Source organism: Prauserella endophytica (genome assembly GCF_005146945.1).
GTDB classification, from domain to species: Bacteria; Actinomycetota; Actinomycetes; order Mycobacteriales; family Pseudonocardiaceae; genus Prauserella_A; species Prauserella_A endophytica.
Window position 1 is genome coordinate 25,964 of the sequence record NZ_SWMS01000019.1, and the last position, 15,999, is coordinate 41,962.

Sequence of the window (15,999 nt, forward strand, 5' to 3'; positions counted from 1 at the left end):
CCACGGGGGCCCTCCCCGGGCATGCCGCGCGGTCCCGGGCGCACAACTCGCGGTCCCGAGCGGGCAACTCGCTGCCGAGCGGGCAACTCGCGGACTGGAGCGGGCAACTCGCGGGCTGGAGCGGGCAACTCGCGGTCCTGAGCGGGCAACTCGCGCGCTGGAGCGGGCAACTCGCGGTCCTGAGCGGGGGACTCGCGGGCTGGAGCGGGGGACTCGCGCAGCGTCAGCCGGAGACCGGGAGGCGGAGGAGGGCAGGGCCGTCCGGGAGACGGATCTCCAGTGCGTCGATGTCGGCACGCCGGAGCGGGGTACCGATCGACAGCTCGGCGGTGTCCTCGGGCACCGCGTACCAGCTCGCCAGCTGGCGCACGGTGCCGTCGGCCCGCACGGCGACCAGGATGTAGTCACCTCCCCTGCCACCGCGGTAGCTGCACGACATGTCCACTCGCGTGCCCCAGTCCGCCTCGGTCAGGTTGACGCTCGCCTGCACGGGGTAGGCGCCGAGCACGGTCATCTCCTCCCGGGGCGGCTGCCCGCCGGGCAGCACGAGCGCGAGCACCAGCGCCGCGCACGCCGCCACCGCCGCGCCCACGGCCGCGAGCGTCGTCAGCACCCGGCGCCGCCGCTGCCGCCGCACCGTCACCAGCAGGGCAGGCAGGAGATCGGGCGGTGGCGGTTCCGGGTTCAGGTGGGCCACCACGTCGGCCTGGGCGAGCAGGCCGGGCAGCCCGGCCAGCTCCCGCACCGAACGCGCGCACGAGTCGCAGTGCGGGAGGTGCTGCTCGAACGCGGCACGGTCCTCGGGCGCGAGCGCCCCGAGCACGTACGCGGCATCGAACGCCGCGAACGCATCGGCTCGCGTGCCGAACGCGTCGTTCACCGGGTCACCCCCTTCTCCTCGAGCACCAGCCGGAGCGCGCGCAGGGCGTAGTGCGTCCGCGACTTGACCGTTCCCTCCGCGATTCCCAGCTGAGCCGCCGCATCGGCGACGGACATCCCCTGGAAGAAGCACAGCAGGAGCACCTCACGATGCCGAGGAGACAGCTCGCCGAGCGCGTCGGCCACGAGCCAGCCCTGCACCGCGCGCTCGGTGTCGTCCGGCACCGGGAACTCAGGCACCGGGTCCGTCGCGACCTCGGAACGGCTCGTGGCCGAGCGCCAGTCGTCGATCGCGATCCGCCTGGCCACCGTGAACAGCCAGGCCCTCGCCGAGCGCTGAGACTGGTCCAGCACCGTGGGATGGCGCCACGCCCGCAGCAGGGTCTCCTGCACGACGTCCTCGGCACGGCCACGGTCCCCGCTCGTCAGGCGCAGGGCGTACGACCACAGTGCGGCCGCGTGCTCGTCGTGCAACGCCCGCATCAACTGGGGCTCGGCCTCATCGCTCACACCCGCCCGCTCTCCCTCGCGGTCGCCGTGGTCCTCCGGGGCACCAGCAGCGCGAGGCCGAACACCACGCACGCGACCTCGGTGACGACGCCCCACAGCTCCTCCTGGGTGGCGAACTGCTCCTGCACCCCGAAGAAGCCGACCGTCAGCGACAGCACGTAGGCCCCGAGCGTCGCGAGCCCGAAACCGACCGCCGCCAGCGCGGGCAGCCAATGCCGCCACAGCAGCACGGCGATCGCGATCACGACCCCGGCGATGACGTTGACCAGGAAGAGCGGGCCGACGACGTCCGTGTTGCGGGCCCAGTCGAGCCAGACGACCCAGTGCACCCATGCCGAACCGAGCAAACCGAGCGCCACCAGCACCCGCAGAATCCAGCCGACCATCGCTCCACTCCCAAGCCCGCTCCGCCGATCAGTGACGACCTCTCTGTCAGTGACACGGGGCAGCGCCCGTTCCGGTTCGACGTCGCGCTGGATTGAACCGAACCGGCGGCGGCCTCGTGTCCAGAAGCATGACTGCCCAATCTCACACCCGCCGCACCGTTCTGACCACCGGTGCCGCCGTAGCCGGAGCAGCCGCCGGAACCGTCGTGCTCGCCGCGTGTGGTGACGGAGAAACCGAAAGCCCGCCCACCGAAGGAGGACAGCCGTCGAGCGCGGCCCCCGCGGGCCAGCGGGTCGCCGCCCTCAACGACGTGCCCGTCGGCGGCGCCACCACCGTGAAGACGCCTGACGGTCAGGACGCGATCATCTCGCGACGCAGCCAGAACGAGGTCGCCGGTTTCAGCGCCGTGTGCACCCACCAGGGCTGCGCGGTCGCGCCGGAGGGCGCCGAGCTGGTGTGCCCGTGCCACGGTTCGCGGTTCGACGCGTTCACGGGCGAGGTCAAGAACGGACCGGCGAGCGAACCGCTGCCCGCCGTCAAGGTCGCCATCGAGCGGGACCAGATCGTGACCGCGTGAGCGCGGTCGCCCAGTGGCGGGGATGCCTGAGGGGGTGGGGCATCCCCGTCTCCCGTCGGCGCCTCAGCCCGCCCAGGTGAAAATCGCGTCGCCCGCGGCCACCGCCGAGCCGAGCCGCAGCCCGGCGAGCGCGCTCTCCTGAGCGTCGAGCGCGATGACGGGCACGATCGGCGAGTAGCCCGCCGCCGCCACGGCGTCGGGGTCCCAGCCCACCACTGGCTGTCCCGCGCGCACCTGCTCGCCCTTCACGACGTGCAGGGTGAACCCCTCGCCCTTCTGCTTGACCGTGTCGATGCCGAGGTGCACGAGCACGGCCCGGCCGTCCTCGCCCGCGACGACGAACGCGTGCGGATGCAGTGTCACCACCGTGCCGTCGAGGGGGGCCACCGCGTCGGCCCGCCCTCCCTCCGGCCGCACCGCGAGGCCGGGACCCACCATGGCCTGCGCGAACACCGGGTCCGGCACCTCGGTCAGCGCCACGGTCGTGCCCGCGACCGGGCTCTGCACGGCCAGGCTCACATCAGGTCCTCGATGTCGCTGGCGATGGTGTCGGCCTCGGGGCCGACGATCACCTGCACGACGTCGCCGACCTTCACCACGCCGTGCGCGCCCGCCTGCTTCAGCGCGGGCTCGTCGACGAGCGAGCCGTCTTCCAGCTCGCAGCGCAGCCGCGTGATGCATCCTTCGATCTCGATGATGTTGTCCGCGCCGCCGAGCGCCGCGAGGATCTTCGCCGGCCTGTCGTCCGCCATGGCGGTCTCCCTGGATCTGTTCGGTTACGGAGCACGAACCCGTAACGGTGGTTGACACCCGGTCGGGTAACGGAGCATTCTGCCCCATCAACAAATGGTCTAGACCGGAACGTACCAATCTTCGCCCGTCGACGCGAGCACCGGAGGTGCCGATGGACTCGATGACCGGCGCCTCGCCCGACCGCGTCGTCGACGGCCCGACCCCCAAACACACGCAGCTGCGCGAAATACTGCGCCGGATGGTGGAACGCGAGCTGCCACCCGGCTCAGCCATCCCGTCGGAGCGCGAGCTCGCGGAACGCTACGACGTGTCCCGGCTGACCGTGCGCACGGCGATCGGCAAGCTCGTGGACGAGGGCCTGCTGTCCCGGGTGCGGGGCAAGGGCACGTTCACCGCGGCCGGGCGTATGGAGCTGCAGCTCTACCTGATGTCGTTCACGGCGGACATGCGGCGCCGCGGCCTGGTCCCGACGACCAGGAGCCTCGGCGCCGCCAGTGAGATCCCGCCCCCGTCGACGGCCGCCGCACTCGGCCTCGCCGGGAACGAGGAGGCGCTGGGGATCCGGCGGCTGCGGCTGGCCGACGGGGTGCCGCTGGCCGTCGAGCGCGGCTGGTACCACCCACGTGCCGTGCCGGGGCTGCTCGGCCTCGACCTCACCGGTTCGCTGTACGCGCAGCTCGCCGAGCACTACGACATCCGCTTCGACCATGCCTGGCAGACCGTCTGGGCGGAGTCGGCGGACCGGGAGACCGCGCGGCTGCTCGGCATCCGCACGGCGGGCCCGCTACTGGTCTTCCGCCGGATCTCGAGCATGCGCGGGAAGCCGGTGGAGGACATGACGTCCTGGTACCGGGGAGATCAGTACCAGGTGACCATGAAACTGGACCGGAACTCCCCGGATTCCGGCCCCCTTCCGGAACATGGAGGACGCTCATGAGCGCCACCCCCTCTGCGGAGACGAAGGGCAAGGGCAGGCGGCTGGCGGGACTGCAACGCTTCGGGCGCAGCCTCATGCTGCCCATTGCCACCCTTCCCGCGGCAGGCCTGCTGTCGCGGCTGGGCCAGGACGACATGCTCGGCAGATGGTCGGCCACCGAGGACATCGCGAAGGTGCTCGCCGCGGCGGGCGGTGGGCTGTTCGACTGGCTGCCGCTGCTGTTCGCGGTGGGCATCGCCGTTGGCTTCGCGCGCAAGGGGGACGGTTCGACGGGTGTGGCCGCGGTCGTCGGCTTCGTCGTCTTCAGCAAGGTCGTGCAGGTGTTCGCGCCGATCAACGAGCTCGAAGGGTTCTCGGAGGGCTGGTACCTGCAGCCCATCCGCTGGCCGTACAGCGTGCTCTCCGGCGTGATCGTCGGTCTCGTGACCGCCGTGCTGTGGCAGCGGTTCTACCGCATCAAGCTCCCGCCATACCTGGCCTTCTTCGGCGGCAGGCGATTCGTGCCGATCATCAACTCTTTCGTGCTGCTCGTGCTCGGCGTGGTCTTCGGGCTGATCTTCCCCGCCATCGACGCCGGCATGCAGAACCTCGGCGAGGCCGTGACCGGTGACGCCGTGATCGGCGGCGGCATCTACGGGTTCCTGAACCGGTTGCTCATCCCGGTCGGCCTGCACCAGCTGATCAACGTGCCCGTCTGGCTGATCTTCGACGGCGGCGACATCAACAACTTCTTCGCGGGCGACCCCAACGCGGGCGCGTTCATGACCGGCTTCTTCCCGATCTTCATGTTCGCCCTGCCCGCCGCGGCGCTGGCCATCTGGCAGACCGCCCGCCCGAGCCAGAAGAAGATCGTCGGCGGGATCATGCTCTCCGCCGCGCTCACGTCGTTCCTCACCGGTGTCACCGAGCCCATCGAGTTCGCGTTCATGTTCGTGGCCTGGCCGCTGTACCTGATCCACGCGGTGCTCACGGGCCTGTCGCTGGCGCTGGTCAACGCGCTGGACATCCACCTCGGCTTCTCGTTCTCCGCCGGTGGCATCGACTTCCTGCTCAACGCGGGGGCGCCCGCCGCGAGCGGTGCGCTGTGGCTGATCCCGATCGGCCTGGTGTACGCGGTGATCTACTACCTGCTCTTCAGGTGGGTCATCACGAAGTGGAACCTGCGCACGCCGGGCCGCGAGGAGGACGAGGAGAGCGCGGCGGCATCCGAGGGCGCGCCCGAAGCCACCGAGAAGTCCGAACCCGCCGACAAGTCGGCCCGGTCCTGACGGGAGCGCGAAACATGCCGCAACAACGGGTCACGGTGGCGAGCAAGGTGGGCCTGCACGCGAGGCCCGCGGCCCTCGTCGCGAAGGCCGCCGCCGCGCAGCCGGTCACGGTGACGATCGCCAAGGACGGTGGGGAGCCGGTGCCCGCGGGCAGCGTGCTGAACCTGATGACGCTCGGCGCGGCGTTCGGGGACGAGGTGGTGATCGCCGCCGACGGCACCGGTGCCGAGGAGGCCGTCACCGCGATCGCCGAGCTGGTGGCGACCGACCTCGACGCCTGAACCACTCCTGAGCGGGCCCCCTCCGGTCGCCGAGGGGGCCCGCCGCACGCATGGGACACCGCCACGCCGGGTACCCGGGACACATGGAACGACGGGAAAGGCAGCGGCCTCGCACCCGCGAGGAGTACGCGCGGGGCCTGCCCGACTACCACGACCCGACCGGTGGCTTCGGCGGTGCGGCACCCGCCTACAGCGCGTTGACCCTGCGGATCGTCCTCGCCGCGGTCACGGTGGTGCTGTGCGCGGGCGCGGCGGTGCTCTTCGCGGTCAACGGGATCGTGTGGGCCACCGTGCTGTTGTGCGTGCTCGCCGTGGGCATGGCCGTCGACCTCGGCTGGGTGATCCACCGCAAGCGACGCGGGGAACCCGGCTGAACCAGGCGGGTCAGCACATCGAGGAGGGCCGGACGAGCTGATGCGACAACCAGCCACCACGAGCCAGACGTACACCGACCGCCGGGACGCGGGCCGCAGGCTGGCCGGGCTGCTGAGCGAGCGCGACTGGGTGGAGCCCGTCGTGCTCGGCCTCGCCAGGGGCGGCGTGCCCGTCGCGGCGGAGGTCGCCGCCGAGCTGGACGCACCCCTCGGCGTCGCCGTCGCCAGGAAGATCGGCGCTCCGGAACATCCCGAGTTCGGCATCGGTGCCGTCACGGCACACGGGCCCGCGACCTTCGACGACCGCAGTGTGCGGGCGCTCGGGCTCGGCCCCGGCGACCTCGAGGAGGCCTGCGAGCGCGAGCGGGCCGAGGCACAGCGCAGGGTCGACCTCTACCTGCAGGGCCGGGAACCCGAGCGGGCCGAGGGCCGCGACGTCCTGCTGATCGACGACGGCCTGGCCACGGGCGTCACCGCGACGGCGGCGCTGCGGGCGTTGCGGGCCGACGGTCCGCGCAGGCTGATACTGGCCACGCCCGTGTGCGCGGCGGAGGCGGCCGAGGGGCTGCGCGCGGAGGCCGACGAGGTGGTGTGCGCGCTGCGGCCGGAGGGTTTCCGCGCGGTGGGCCAGTGGTACGACGACTTCGGCCAGACCACCGACGACGAGGTCCTCGACCTGCTGGCGAAGGGGGCGTGAGCGATGACCGTGCCCTTCGCCGTCGAGACCGAGGACGCGGCTCTGCCCGGCGATCTCACGATGCCCGCCGACGCGATCGGGGTGGTCGCGTTCGCGCACGGCTCGGGCAGCTCCCGGCACAGCCCGCGCAACGTGGCCGTGGCCAGGACGCTGCAGGACCAGCGGCTCGGCACACTGCTGTTCGACCTGCTCAGCCCCGACGAGGAACGCGCCGACGCCGCCACGGCCGAGTTGCGCTTCGACGTCGAGCTGCTCGCCGGACGCCTGGTAGACGCCGTCGACCGGCTGACAGAGGACGACCGCACGCACGGACTGCCGATCGGCCTCTTCGGCGCGAGCACCGGCGCCGCGGCCGCGCTGGTCGCGGCGGCGAGGCGGCGGGAGCACGTGCGCGCGGTGGTGTCGAGAGGTGGCAGGCCCGACCTGGCGGGCGACGCGCTCGGCGAGGTCGACTGCCCCGTGCTGCTCGTGATCGGCGAGCGGGACGAGCAGGTACGCAGGCTCAACGAGCAGGCCGCACGGAACCTGCGGGCGCCATACGAGATCGAGATCGTGCCGGGCGCGACCCACCTGTTCGAGGAGTCCGGCGCGCTGGAGCACGTGGCCGAGCAGGCCGGGGCCTGGTTCGGGAGGCACCTCGCACGTTCGTAGGCTGGGGGCCATGGACAGTGTGCGGTTGATCGAGCGATGGCCGGTGGACAACGTGGCGACGGCGGTAGTGCGCGCCGACGGCAGCGTGCTGGGCAGCCACGGCGACACCGGGCGGGTCTTCCCGCTCGCGTCGGTCACCAAGCTGTTCACCGCCTACACGACGCTGATCGCGATCGAGGAGGGCGTGGTCGAGCTGGACACGCCCGCGGGTCCCGAGGGCGCCACGGTCAGGCACCTGCTCGCGCACACGGCCGGCCTCGGCTTCAACGAGCACAAGGTCTACGCGCCTCCCGGGCAGCGCAGGATGTACTCCAGTGCGGGCTTCGAGCAGCTCGCCGACGCGCTCACCGAGCACTCGGGCATCCCGTTCGCGGCCTACCAGGACGAGGCGCTGTTCCAGCCGCTGCGGATGAACAGCACGAAGTTGAACGGCTCGCCGGGAGCCGACGCGGAGTCCACTGTGGATGACCTCGTGCTGTTCGCCGCCGAGCTACAGCAGCCGAAGCTGCTGGCGCCCACCACGCTCGCGCGGGCGACCGAGGTGGCCTTTCCCGGGCTCACCGGCGTGCTGCCCGGGTTCGGCCACCAGAAGCCCAACGACTGGGGCCTCGGCTTCGAGATCCGCGACCACAAGAGCCCACACTGGACGGGCAGCCTCAGCTCCCCGCGCACGTTCGGCCACTTCGGACAGTCCGGAACGTTCCTGTGGGTCGACCCGGACGCCGGCGTGGCATGCGTGGCGCTGACCGACCGCGACTTCGGGCCGTGGGCCGCCGAGGCCTGGCCCGCCTACACCGACGCCGTGCTCAGGGAACTGGCATGACGCGGATGGGCTCGCCCGCCTGATAGGCGGCGATGTCCTCCACGGCGTCGCGGTAGAACACCTCGTACACCTCACGTGTCACGTACCCGATGTGCGGCGTGAGGACGGTGTTGGGCAGCGACCGCAGCGGGTGGTCGGCAGGCAACGGCTCCTGGTCGAACACGTCGAGCGCGGCACCCCCGATCCGCCGCTCCCGCAGTGCCTCCACCAGCGCGTCCTGGTCGACGATCGGCCCGCGTGAAGTGTTCACGAGCCATGCGTCCGGCTTCATCAGGGCAAGCTCGCCGGCGCCGACGAGACCCCGCGAGCGGCTGCTCAGCACGAGGTGGACGGTCACGATGTCCGACTCGCGCAGCAGGTCCTCCTTCGACACCGCCGTCACGTCGTGCTCGGCGGCCTTCTCGGGCGTGAGGTTCTGGCTCCACGCGATCGTGCGCATGCCGAACGCCTGCCCGACGCGGGCAACCTTCGCACCGAGCCTGCCGAGCCCGAGCAGGCCCAGCGTGCGGCCGTGCAGCCCCGTGCCGACCCCGACCTGCCAGCCGCCCTCGCGCACCGACCGCTCCTCGACGGGCAGCCCGCGCACCGCCGCGAGGATCAGCGCCCACGTCAGCTCCGCGGCCGGGTGCGGCAGGTACCCGGTGTGGCTGACCACGATCCCCCGCTCGGTCGCCGTCTTGATGTCGATCGAGGGGTTGCGCGGGCCGCCGGCGCTGACGATCAGGCGCAGGTCCGGCAGCCGCTCCAGCAGCTCGGCGGGGAACGGGGTGCGCTCGCGCATGGCGACCACCACCTCGAACCCCGCGAGCCTGCGCGCGAGCTCGTCCCGGTCCCGGATGTGCTCGGTGAACACCTCGATCTCGGCATCGAGCGAAGCCCAGTCCGCGAGGCCGAGCGCGACGTTCTGGTAGTCGTCGAGGATCGCGATCTTCATGGGCGTCACGCTAGGGCACAGCCACCTCGACGTGCACCAGGTGGTGGTCGGAGGCGTCGTTCAGTCGCGCCAGCTCCGAGCCCGGCACCGGCCAGAACACGCCGTCACTCAACGGAAGCAGGCCCCGCGACGGCAGCACGTAGTCCACGCGCAGGTTGCCCGGCGCCTCGTCGTTGAAGTCGGCCGTGTCGAGCCACGGCCTGCCCTCGTGTCCGGTGTTGGCGCCGCCCTGCTGCTCGGCCGCCACGGCCGCGCCCAGGCTGGCCGGCTTGGTGTCCTGGACGCGGGGCGCGTCGAGCAGCTGCCGGGCGGCGCTCGCGACGCTGTCGCCGTCGAACGGGTCGGCGTTGTAGTCGCCCGCGATCACGAACCGCTCGCCCTCGCGCAGCCCACCGCGTCCGCCCGCGTCGTCGTAGATGTACCCGCCCTTGCCGGGGGTGACGTAGTCGGCCCAGAAGCGGATCTCGTCGTGGTTGCGGGTGCCGTTGCGGTCCTCGGGGCCGTCGAAGGTGGGCGGCGTCGGGTGCGCGACGAGGAAGTGCACGGTGCGCTTGCCCACGCGCACCGGAACGTCCCAGTGCGACTTCGACGACAGGCGCAGCACGTCCAGCGCCTCTGGCGAGTACCAGTCGGCGGGCTCCGGCGTGGCCGGGTCGTCGGGCAGCAGGGCGCCGGGCATGTCCTGCCAGCGGAAATGCTGGAACGTGCGGACCTTCGCGGTGTCGATGGGGTACTTCGAGAGCACGAGCATCCCGTACTGGCCCTCGAACACGCCGAAGCCGTGCGCGTCGTTGCCGCCGCCGACGGTGCCGTCGCGGTCGAGGTCGAAACCGGTGGGCACCCCGGTGTTGACGGGCGCGGTGTAGGCGTACGGGTAGTCGATCGGCCGCGCGCCGTTCTGCCCGACCTCCAGGTAGTTGTCGCGGAACGCGTCGGCGGCCGCGTTGCCCGGCACGTAGTCGAACTCGTTGACCAGCAACACGTCCGGTCTGCTCCGCTGGATCACCTCGGCGACCTCACGCGCCTGCGCGTTGTCCGGTGTGGACAGATCCGCGAGCAGGGCTCCCTCGGAGCCGCGGTTGAGCGAGGCGTTGAACGTCGCGAACTCGGCGCTCGCGCCGGGCCGGGGCGTGGCCGAGGCGGGCGCGGCGGTAACGGCCAGCACCACGACGGCGAGAACGGGCAACCACCCGCGAGATGTGCGCACTTGTGTCTACCTCCCAGTCGCGCTCACCCTACGGGCACAAGGTGAACGGCGGGGAGCGACTTTCGGACGATCAGTCCAGCGGCAGCGGCAGAATGCCGCCCGTCGCCTCACGCAGGGCATCCCGCATCGCGGTCTTCGGCGCCGCCCGCCCCGTGAACTGCTCCACCTGGCCGAAAGCCTGGTGCAGCAACATGTCCAACCCGGTCGCGACCCGGCCGCCGCGCGCGGCGACGGCCTCGGCGAGCGGCGTCGGCCACGGGTGGTAGATCACGTCCAGCACGCAACCGACGGCGGCCAGCTCCGCCAGGTACGGGGCGACCGCGTCGGGCGGCACCGTGTTGACGAGCACGTCGGTGTCGCCGGTGACGGCGGCGAAGTCCACGTCGGACCAGCGCAGCACCTCCACAGCCAGTCCGGCGCGCTTCGCGGCCGCCGCCGACTCCTCGGCCCGCGCGGGCTCCCGCACGACGAGCCGCACCAGCTCCAGGCCGAGCGCGGCGAAGCCCGCGACGGCCGCCGCGGCGGTGCCTCCCGCGCCGAGCACCATCGCCGTCCGGCCCTCGGTGTAGCCACCCGCGGCGCGCAGTGCACCCACGACGCCGTCCACGTCGGTGCAGTCGGCGCGCCAGCCACCCGAGGGCAGGTGCACGAGCGTGTTCGCGGCGCCCACGGCGGTGGCCCTCGGCGTGGCCTCGTTGGCGAGGTCCAGCGCCGCGCGCTTGCCCGGCATCGTCACCGACAGCCCCGCCCACTCGGGACCGAGGCCGGACACTAGGCCGGGCAGGCTCTCGGCGTCGGCCTCGATCCGCTCGTAGGTCCAGTCCGGCAGGCCGAGGGCCGCGTACGCGGCACCGTGCAGCACCGGCGAGAGCGAATGCTCCACCGGTTTGCCGAGTACCGCCGCGCGGCGGGGGCTAGAAGACACCACGGGCTATCGCGTCGTCGCGGTTGCGCAGGTGCTCCTGGTAGTCGACCGAGAAGCACGAGAGCCCGTTGGTCTCGCACTTCACGAAGTACAGCCAGGGCCCATCGGGGGGCTCCTCCGCCGCGGTGATGGCGTCCAGGCTCGGCGCGGCGATCGGTGTCGGCGGCAGGCCGCGGTTGCGGTAGGTGTTGTACGCACCCGCCCGCGCCCGGTCCGCGTCGTTGGTGCGCACCTCGGGCTGGTGGAGCACGTAGTTGATGGTCGAGTCGAGCTCGAGCCGCATGTCCTCCGCGAGCCGGTTGTGCAGGACCCTGGAGACCTTCCCGAAGTCGTTCGCCACGGCCTCGCGCTCGATCAGCGACGCGATGATGAGGATCTGGTACGGGCTGTAGCCGGTCCGCCCGGCCGCGTCGGGCAGCCCGGCGGCCTGCATCCGCAGCGTCGAGGTCTTGAGCACCTCGCCGAGCAGCGTCGCCGCGTCCCAGCCCGGCTTCACGTCGTACACACCCGGCGCGATCATGCCCTCGAGCTTGCGGCCCGGCTCGGCCCTCGCGGCGTCGGCTGCGGCCCATTCGGGCACGCCCAGCTGCGCGAGGTCGGCGGTGTCGGCAAGGCGCCGCAGCTCCTCCGCCGGGATGCACGTGCTCTCGCCGTTGAGGTCCGCGCAGGAGGCCTGCGACAGCAGCGAGAACACGCCGGGGGTGACGGAGCCGTCGGGCTGCTGGATGTCGTCGAGCTGGGTGCCTGCCCGCAGCTGCAGCTCACCGACCCTGGTGTCCGGCGCCACGAGGCTACTCACCGCGCTCGCGCCCGACATCTTCGTCTTGAGCACGTAGTAGCCGGGCTGCACGCCCAGCACGCGCTCGTCGTCCGCGCTCGCGTCGACGAACGCCTCGGCGCTCGCGACCACGTCGAGCTCGTTGAGCTTCGTGGCGATGGCGCGCGTCGAGTCGCCTTCCTCGACATGCAGGAGCACGTCGTTCTCGCCGGTGCCCTCGTAGTCCTCGAAGCCGAAGCCGAGCAGCTCACGCGCCCCGTAGTAGGCACCCCCGGCGAGCAGGACGATCACCGTGAGCGCGGCGAGCCAGCCCAGAAACCGCTTGCGGCGCTTGCGCGGCGCCCTCGGCTCCGGCCGGTCCTCACGCTCGTCCTCGAAGTACTCGGGGACGGCCCGCTCGTCGTCCCCGTCGCCGTACTCGTCGTGGATGTCCTCGTCGAGCAGGTCGTCGTAGTCGCCGTACTCGTCGTAGTCGCGGTAGTCCCGGTCGCCGAAGTCGAGGCCGAGCACCTCGGTGGGGTTCTCGTCCGGCGGCACGCCCTCGTTGGGCGAGCGCCTGCGGCGGGCGGGCGGCCGGGGCCTGCGCTCGGGCACCGCGCCCCTCGGCTCCCCGGGACGCGGCGCGGGGCCTGGCTCGGGTGCGGCGTGCCGCGCCCGTCGGGCGGGCGGGCGCCTCGGCACCGGCGGGTCGGAGGGCAGCGGGCGCTGGGGCGGCTCCGCCGCGGCCTGGCGCGGGGGCCGGGGCGGGCGCTCCGCCTGCGGGGACCGCTGGGCCGGGCGGAGGCGGCGCCTGCCGCCGGGACCGTCGTCGGGGGTGCTCATGCCGGACCGGCCTCCCTCGCGATCGCCGCGCCGCGCGCGTCGAGCCAGCCCTGCAGGATCTCGACGGCGGCGGCCTGGTCCACCACGGCCCGCTGCTTACGGCCCTTGACGCCGCGCTGGGACAGCATGCGGCTGGCGCTCACCGTGGTGAGCCGCTCGTCCGCGAGCCGCACCGCCACGGGGGCCACCCGCTCGGCGAGCCTGCGGGCGTAGTCCGCGGCGGTCTCGGCCGCCGCGCCGTGGCGGTCGGCCAGTGTCCTCGGCAGTCCCACGATCACCTCGACCACCTCGTGTTCGGCGACAAGCCGCGCCAGCTCGTCGAGATCGGTGTCGTCGTCCGCATCACGCGACAGGGTAGCGAGCGGGCTCGCCAGGATGGGCGCGGGATCGCTGAGGGCCACACCCACCCGCACGGACCCGACATCGACGGCAAGCCTGCGGCCGGCCCCGGGATCCTGCTCCCCGGGCCGGTCCGGACGGATGTCGCTCACCCCGAGGCGAGGGCACCGCGCAGCGCCGCGATGGCCTGGTCGATGCCCGCGGGGTTCGTGCCGCCGCCCTGTGCCATGTCCGGCTTGCCGCCGCCGCGACCGCCGACCGCCTCGGCGAACGCGGGCACCAGCTTGCCCGCCGCGAGCCCCTTGTCTCGCGCCGCAGCGGTGGTGGCGACGACGAAGCTCACCTTGCCGTCGGCGGGGGCGAACAGCGCCACCACGCCGGGCCGCGAGCCCAGCCGGTTGCGGACCTCACCCGCGAGCGCGCGCACGCCACCCGCGTCGACGCCCTCGGCGAGCTGCTCCGCGACCAGGGAGACACCGCCCACGTCCTGCGCCTTCTCCGCCAGCGACCCCGCCGAGCCGAGCACCTGCCGCGTGCGAAGCTGCTCGATCTCCTTCTCGGCGTTGCGCAGCCGCGAGAGCACGTCCTCGATGCGGGAGGGCAGCTGGTCGGTCGGTACCTTCAGCGTTCCGGCCAGTTGTGAGACGAGCAGCTGCTCCTTGCGCACGTGCCTCAGCGCGTCGGTGCCCACGAGCGCCTCGACGCGGTGCACGCCAGAGCCGATCGACGCGTCGCTGACGAGCTTGACGAGGCCGAGCTGGCCGATGCGGCCGACGTGCGTGCCACCGCAGAGCTCGCGCGAGTAGTCGCCCATGTCGACCACGCGCACGTCGTTGCCGTACTTCTCGCCGAACAGGGCGACCGCCCCGAGCTCGAGCGCCTTGTCCTTGGTGGTGACGTAGGACTGCACCTCGACATCGGTCTGGAGGTAGTCGTTGACCTCCTCCTCGACCTCGGTGAGCACGTCGGCCGACACCGAGCCGGGCGTGGTGAAGTCGAAGCGCATGCGGCCCGGCGAGTTCAGCGAGCCCGCCTGGGCGGCGCGCTTGCCGTAGGCGCCGCGCACGGCCGCGTGCACGAGGTGCGTGGCCGAGTGCGACCGCTCGATGGAGGCGCGGCGCGTGGCGTCGACCGACGCCGTCAGCTCGGTGTCGAGGCCGACCTCGCCCGCGATCACCTCGACGCTGTGCACGAACAGGCCGGGCACGAGCTTCTGCACGTCGAGCACCTTCAGCTCGACGCCGTGACCCAAGAGCGTGCCGGTGTCGGCGATCTGGCCACCGCTCTCGGCGTAGAACGGCGTGCGGTCGAGGATCAGGCCGGCCCGCTGCCCCTCGCCGACCGAGGGCACGGGCACGCCGTCCTGCAGCAGCGCGAGCACGCGCGAGGTGGCCTGGAGGTCGGTGTAGCCGAGGAACTCGGTCTCGCCGTGCTGCTCCAGCACCTTGCGGTACTCGGAGAGATCGCCGTGGCCGCTCTTGCGTGCCGCGGCGTCGGCCTTGGCCCGCTGCCGCTGCTCCTCCATGAGCGTGCGGAAACCGTCCTCGTCGACCGAAAGGCCCTGCTCCGCGGCCATCTCGAGGGTCAGGTCGATCGGGAAGCCGTAGGTGTCATGCAGCTGGAACGCCTTGTCCCCGGCCAGGATGTCGCCGCCGGAGCGCTTGGTCTCCTCGGCGGCGAGGTCGAAGATCTTCGAGCCGCTGGTGAGCGTGGAGAGGAAGGTCTCCTCCTCGACGCGCATCACGTCGCTGATGCGGTCGAAGTCGCGCGCGATCTCCGGGTACGACGGCGACATCGCGTCGCGCACCACCTTGGCGAACTCCGGCAGCACCGGCTCGTGCACGCCGAGCAGGCGCACGGAACGCACGATGCGGCGCAGCAGGCGCCGCAGCACGTAACCGCGCGCCTCGTTGCCGGGCGTGACACCGTCGGTGATGAGCATGACGCCCGAGCGCGCGTGGTCGGCGATGACGCGGAAGCGCACGTCGTCGGTGTGGTTCGCACCGTAGCGGCGGCCGGAGAATTCCTCCGCCTTGGTGATCACCGGGCGGACGAGGTCGGTCTCGTAGACGTTCTCGACGCCCTGCAGCAGGTACGCGACCCGCTCGACGCCCATGCCGGTGTCGATGTTCTTCTTCGGCAGCTCACCGACCGGAGGGTGGCCGTACTTCGGACTCTGGTCGCCTCGCACGTCCTGCATGAAGACGAGGTTCCAGATCTCCAGGTAACGGTCCTCGTCGACGACGGGGCCGCCCTCGCGACCGTACGCGGGGCCGCGGTCGTAGTAGATCTCCGAGCACGGGCCGCCGGGGCCGGGCACGCCCATGTCCCAGTAGTTGTCCCTGCCGTCGCGGGCCTGGATCCGCTCGGACGGGATGCCGGCGATCTCCCGCCACAGGCCCGCGGCCTCGGAGTCGTTCTCGTAGACGGTGACCCAGATGCGGCCGGGGTCGAACCCGAAGCCGCCGTCGTCCTGCGAGGTGGTGATCAGCTCCCAGGCACGTGCGATGGCGCCTTCCTTGAAGTAGTCACCGAACGAGAAGTTCCCCGCCATCTGGAAGAACGTGTTGTGCCGCGTGGTCTTGCCGACCTCGTCGATGTCCCCGGTGCGCACGCACTTCTGCACGCTCGTGGCACGCGGGTAGGGCGGCGGCACCTCGCCGAGGAAGTACGGCTTGAACTGGACCATGCCCGCGTTGACGAACAGCAGGGTCGGGTCGTCGAGGATCAGCGAGGCGCTGGGCACCCTGGTGTGCCCGTGCCCCTCGAAGTAGTTCAGGAACCGCTTGTTGATCTCGTGTGTTTCCACTGGTTTTCCTCTGGGTGAGGCTCGGCGGCACCGGATCGGGCGCGAGCC

At 72.1% G+C, this 15,999-nt stretch carries 19 protein-coding genes; 8 read left to right on the forward strand and 11 right to left on the reverse strand.

From position 1 onward, the window contains the following. Positions 1–223: 223 nt before the first annotated feature. The 3 genes from FCN18_RS27785 to FCN18_RS27795 are packed head-to-tail and all read right to left on the reverse strand — an operon-like array spanning position 224 to position 1,775. Positions 224–880 (reverse strand): anti-sigma factor family protein, encoded by a 657-nt coding sequence (locus FCN18_RS27785; protein ID WP_137096490.1) that lies wholly within the window; start codon positions 878–880, stop codon positions 224–226. Beyond that, the gene (locus tag FCN18_RS27790) at positions 877–1,362 is read right to left on the reverse strand and encodes a sigma-70 family RNA polymerase sigma factor (RefSeq protein ID WP_233520303.1); all 486 of its coding nucleotides are present in this window, start codon (positions 1,360–1,362) and stop codon (positions 877–879) included. The genes FCN18_RS27785 and FCN18_RS27790 overlap by 4 nt, the downstream gene beginning before the upstream one ends. Positions 1,363–1,385: 23 nt before the next feature. Beyond that, positions 1,386–1,775, reverse strand: coding sequence for a hypothetical protein (locus FCN18_RS27795; protein ID WP_112274517.1), 390 nt, complete (start codon positions 1,773–1,775; stop codon positions 1,386–1,388). A gap of 128 nt (positions 1,776–1,903) precedes the next feature. Between FCN18_RS27795 and FCN18_RS27800 the strand changes: the two genes are divergently transcribed. Continuing rightward, positions 1,904–2,353: a QcrA and Rieske domain-containing protein gene (locus tag FCN18_RS27800; protein WP_112274519.1), complete on the forward strand. Its 450-nt coding sequence runs from the start codon at positions 1,904–1,906 to the stop codon at positions 2,351–2,353. A 63-nt stretch (positions 2,354–2,416) separates the two neighbouring features. Here the strand turns inward: FCN18_RS27800 and FCN18_RS27805 are convergent, their stop codons facing one another. After that, complete coding sequence (locus tag FCN18_RS27805; protein WP_137096491.1) at positions 2,417–2,872, reverse strand: PTS sugar transporter subunit IIA; 456 nt, start codon at positions 2,870–2,872, stop codon at positions 2,417–2,419. Further along, complete coding sequence (locus tag FCN18_RS27810) at positions 2,869–3,105, reverse strand: glucose PTS transporter subunit EIIB (protein ID WP_112274523.1); 237 nt, start codon at positions 3,103–3,105, stop codon at positions 2,869–2,871. The genes FCN18_RS27805 and FCN18_RS27810 overlap by 4 nt, the downstream gene beginning before the upstream one ends. 152 nt (positions 3,106–3,257) lie before the next feature. On the opposite strand from FCN18_RS27810, the gene FCN18_RS27815 reads away from it, so the two are divergent. The 7 genes from FCN18_RS27815 to FCN18_RS27845 all read left to right on the forward strand — a co-directional run bounded on the left by FCN18_RS27815 (position 3,258) and on the right by FCN18_RS27845 (position 8,137). Continuing rightward, entirely contained in the window at positions 3,258–4,043 is a 786-nt protein-coding gene (locus FCN18_RS27815; RefSeq protein WP_369973616.1) for a GntR family transcriptional regulator, read from the forward strand. Then, on the forward strand, positions 4,040–5,311 hold the full coding sequence (locus tag FCN18_RS27820) for a PTS transporter subunit EIIC (protein ID WP_137096492.1): 1,272 nt from the start codon (positions 4,040–4,042) through the stop codon (positions 5,309–5,311). The genes FCN18_RS27815 and FCN18_RS27820 overlap by 4 nt, the downstream gene beginning before the upstream one ends. Positions 5,312–5,325: 14 nt before the next feature. Next, a complete protein-coding gene (locus FCN18_RS27825; protein ID WP_112274527.1) occupies positions 5,326–5,592 on the forward strand; it encodes an HPr family phosphocarrier protein in 267 nt (88 codons plus the stop codon). Positions 5,593–5,675: 83 nt separating this feature from the next. Then, positions 5,676–5,966 (forward strand): hypothetical protein, encoded by a 291-nt coding sequence (locus tag FCN18_RS27830; protein WP_113643640.1) that lies wholly within the window; start codon positions 5,676–5,678, stop codon positions 5,964–5,966. Positions 5,967–6,006: 40 nt separating this feature from the next. After that, a complete protein-coding gene (locus tag FCN18_RS27835; RefSeq protein ID WP_113643641.1) occupies positions 6,007–6,663 on the forward strand; it encodes a phosphoribosyltransferase in 657 nt (218 codons plus the stop codon). Between the two features lie 3 nt (positions 6,664–6,666). Then, positions 6,667–7,314: a dienelactone hydrolase family protein gene (locus FCN18_RS27840; RefSeq protein ID WP_112274533.1), complete on the forward strand. Its 648-nt coding sequence runs from the start codon at positions 6,667–6,669 to the stop codon at positions 7,312–7,314. 10 nt (positions 7,315–7,324) lie between these two features. Continuing rightward, positions 7,325–8,137 carry a serine hydrolase domain-containing protein gene (locus FCN18_RS27845; RefSeq protein ID WP_137096493.1) on the forward strand — a complete coding sequence of 271 codons (813 nt, stop codon included), beginning with the start codon at positions 7,325–7,327 and terminating at the stop codon, positions 8,135–8,137. Here the strand turns inward: FCN18_RS27845 and FCN18_RS27850 are convergent. The 6 genes from FCN18_RS27850 to alaS all read right to left on the reverse strand — a co-directional run bounded on the left by FCN18_RS27850 (position 8,121) and on the right by alaS (position 15,951). Beyond that, positions 8,121–9,071, reverse strand: coding sequence for a D-2-hydroxyacid dehydrogenase family protein (locus FCN18_RS27850; protein ID WP_137096494.1), 951 nt, complete (start codon positions 9,069–9,071; stop codon positions 8,121–8,123). The two genes, FCN18_RS27845 and FCN18_RS27850, sit on opposite strands and share 17 nt — an antisense overlap. A gap of 10 nt (positions 9,072–9,081) precedes the next feature. After that, entirely contained in the window at positions 9,082–10,278 is a 1,197-nt protein-coding gene (locus tag FCN18_RS27855) for an endonuclease/exonuclease/phosphatase family protein (protein WP_137096495.1), read from the reverse strand. Between the two features lie 70 nt (positions 10,279–10,348). Next, the gene (locus FCN18_RS27860) at positions 10,349–11,203 is read right to left on the reverse strand and encodes a shikimate dehydrogenase (RefSeq protein ID WP_407675794.1); all 855 of its coding nucleotides are present in this window, start codon (positions 11,201–11,203) and stop codon (positions 10,349–10,351) included. After that, complete coding sequence (gene mltG / locus FCN18_RS27865) at positions 11,193–12,803, reverse strand: endolytic transglycosylase MltG (protein ID WP_137096497.1); 1,611 nt, start codon at positions 12,801–12,803, stop codon at positions 11,193–11,195. Before mltG ends, FCN18_RS27860 begins: the two co-directional genes overlap by 11 nt. Beyond that, the gene (ruvX, locus tag FCN18_RS27870) at positions 12,800–13,294 is read right to left on the reverse strand and encodes a Holliday junction resolvase RuvX (RefSeq protein ID WP_112274544.1); all 495 of its coding nucleotides are present in this window, start codon (positions 13,292–13,294) and stop codon (positions 12,800–12,802) included. Before ruvX ends, mltG begins: the two co-directional genes overlap by 4 nt. Next, positions 13,291–15,951, reverse strand: a complete 2,661-nt coding sequence (gene alaS, locus FCN18_RS27875) for an alanine--tRNA ligase (protein ID WP_113643647.1) — start codon at positions 15,949–15,951, stop codon at positions 13,291–13,293. Before alaS ends, ruvX begins: the two co-directional genes overlap by 4 nt. Positions 15,952–15,999: the final 48 nt, after the last annotated feature.

What these genes read in the sequence shown, in the direction of transcription:
- FCN18_RS27790 (WP_233520303.1), bottom strand. Translation starts at nt 1,362, where the DNA reads ATGCGGGCGTTGCACGACGAGCACGCGGCCGCACTGTGGTCGTACGCC.
- FCN18_RS27795 (WP_112274517.1), bottom strand. Translation starts at nt 1,775, where the DNA reads ATGGTCGGCTGGATTCTGCGGGTGCTGGTGGCGCTCGGTTTGCTCGGT.
- FCN18_RS27800 (WP_112274519.1), top strand. Translation starts at nt 1,904, where the DNA reads ATGACTGCCCAATCTCACACCCGCCGCACCGTTCTGACCACCGGTGCC.
- FCN18_RS27810 (WP_112274523.1), bottom strand. Translation starts at nt 3,105, where the DNA reads ATGGCGGACGACAGGCCGGCGAAGATCCTCGCGGCGCTCGGCGGCGCG.
- FCN18_RS27815 (WP_369973616.1), top strand. Translation starts at nt 3,258, where the DNA reads ATGGACTCGATGACCGGCGCCTCGCCCGACCGCGTCGTCGACGGCCCG.
- FCN18_RS27820 (WP_137096492.1), top strand. Translation starts at nt 4,040, where the DNA reads ATGAGCGCCACCCCCTCTGCGGAGACGAAGGGCAAGGGCAGGCGGCTG.
- FCN18_RS27825 (WP_112274527.1), top strand. Translation starts at nt 5,326, where the DNA reads ATGCCGCAACAACGGGTCACGGTGGCGAGCAAGGTGGGCCTGCACGCG.
- FCN18_RS27830 (WP_113643640.1), top strand. Translation starts at nt 5,676, where the DNA reads ATGGAACGACGGGAAAGGCAGCGGCCTCGCACCCGCGAGGAGTACGCG.
- FCN18_RS27835 (WP_113643641.1), top strand. Translation starts at nt 6,007, where the DNA reads ATGCGACAACCAGCCACCACGAGCCAGACGTACACCGACCGCCGGGAC.
- FCN18_RS27840 (WP_112274533.1), top strand. Translation starts at nt 6,667, where the DNA reads ATGACCGTGCCCTTCGCCGTCGAGACCGAGGACGCGGCTCTGCCCGGC.
- FCN18_RS27845 (WP_137096493.1), top strand. Translation starts at nt 7,325, where the DNA reads ATGGACAGTGTGCGGTTGATCGAGCGATGGCCGGTGGACAACGTGGCG.
- FCN18_RS27850 (WP_137096494.1), bottom strand. Translation starts at nt 9,071, where the DNA reads ATGAAGATCGCGATCCTCGACGACTACCAGAACGTCGCGCTCGGCCTC.
- mltG (WP_137096497.1), bottom strand. Translation starts at nt 12,803, where the DNA reads ATGAGCACCCCCGACGACGGTCCCGGCGGCAGGCGCCGCCTCCGCCCG.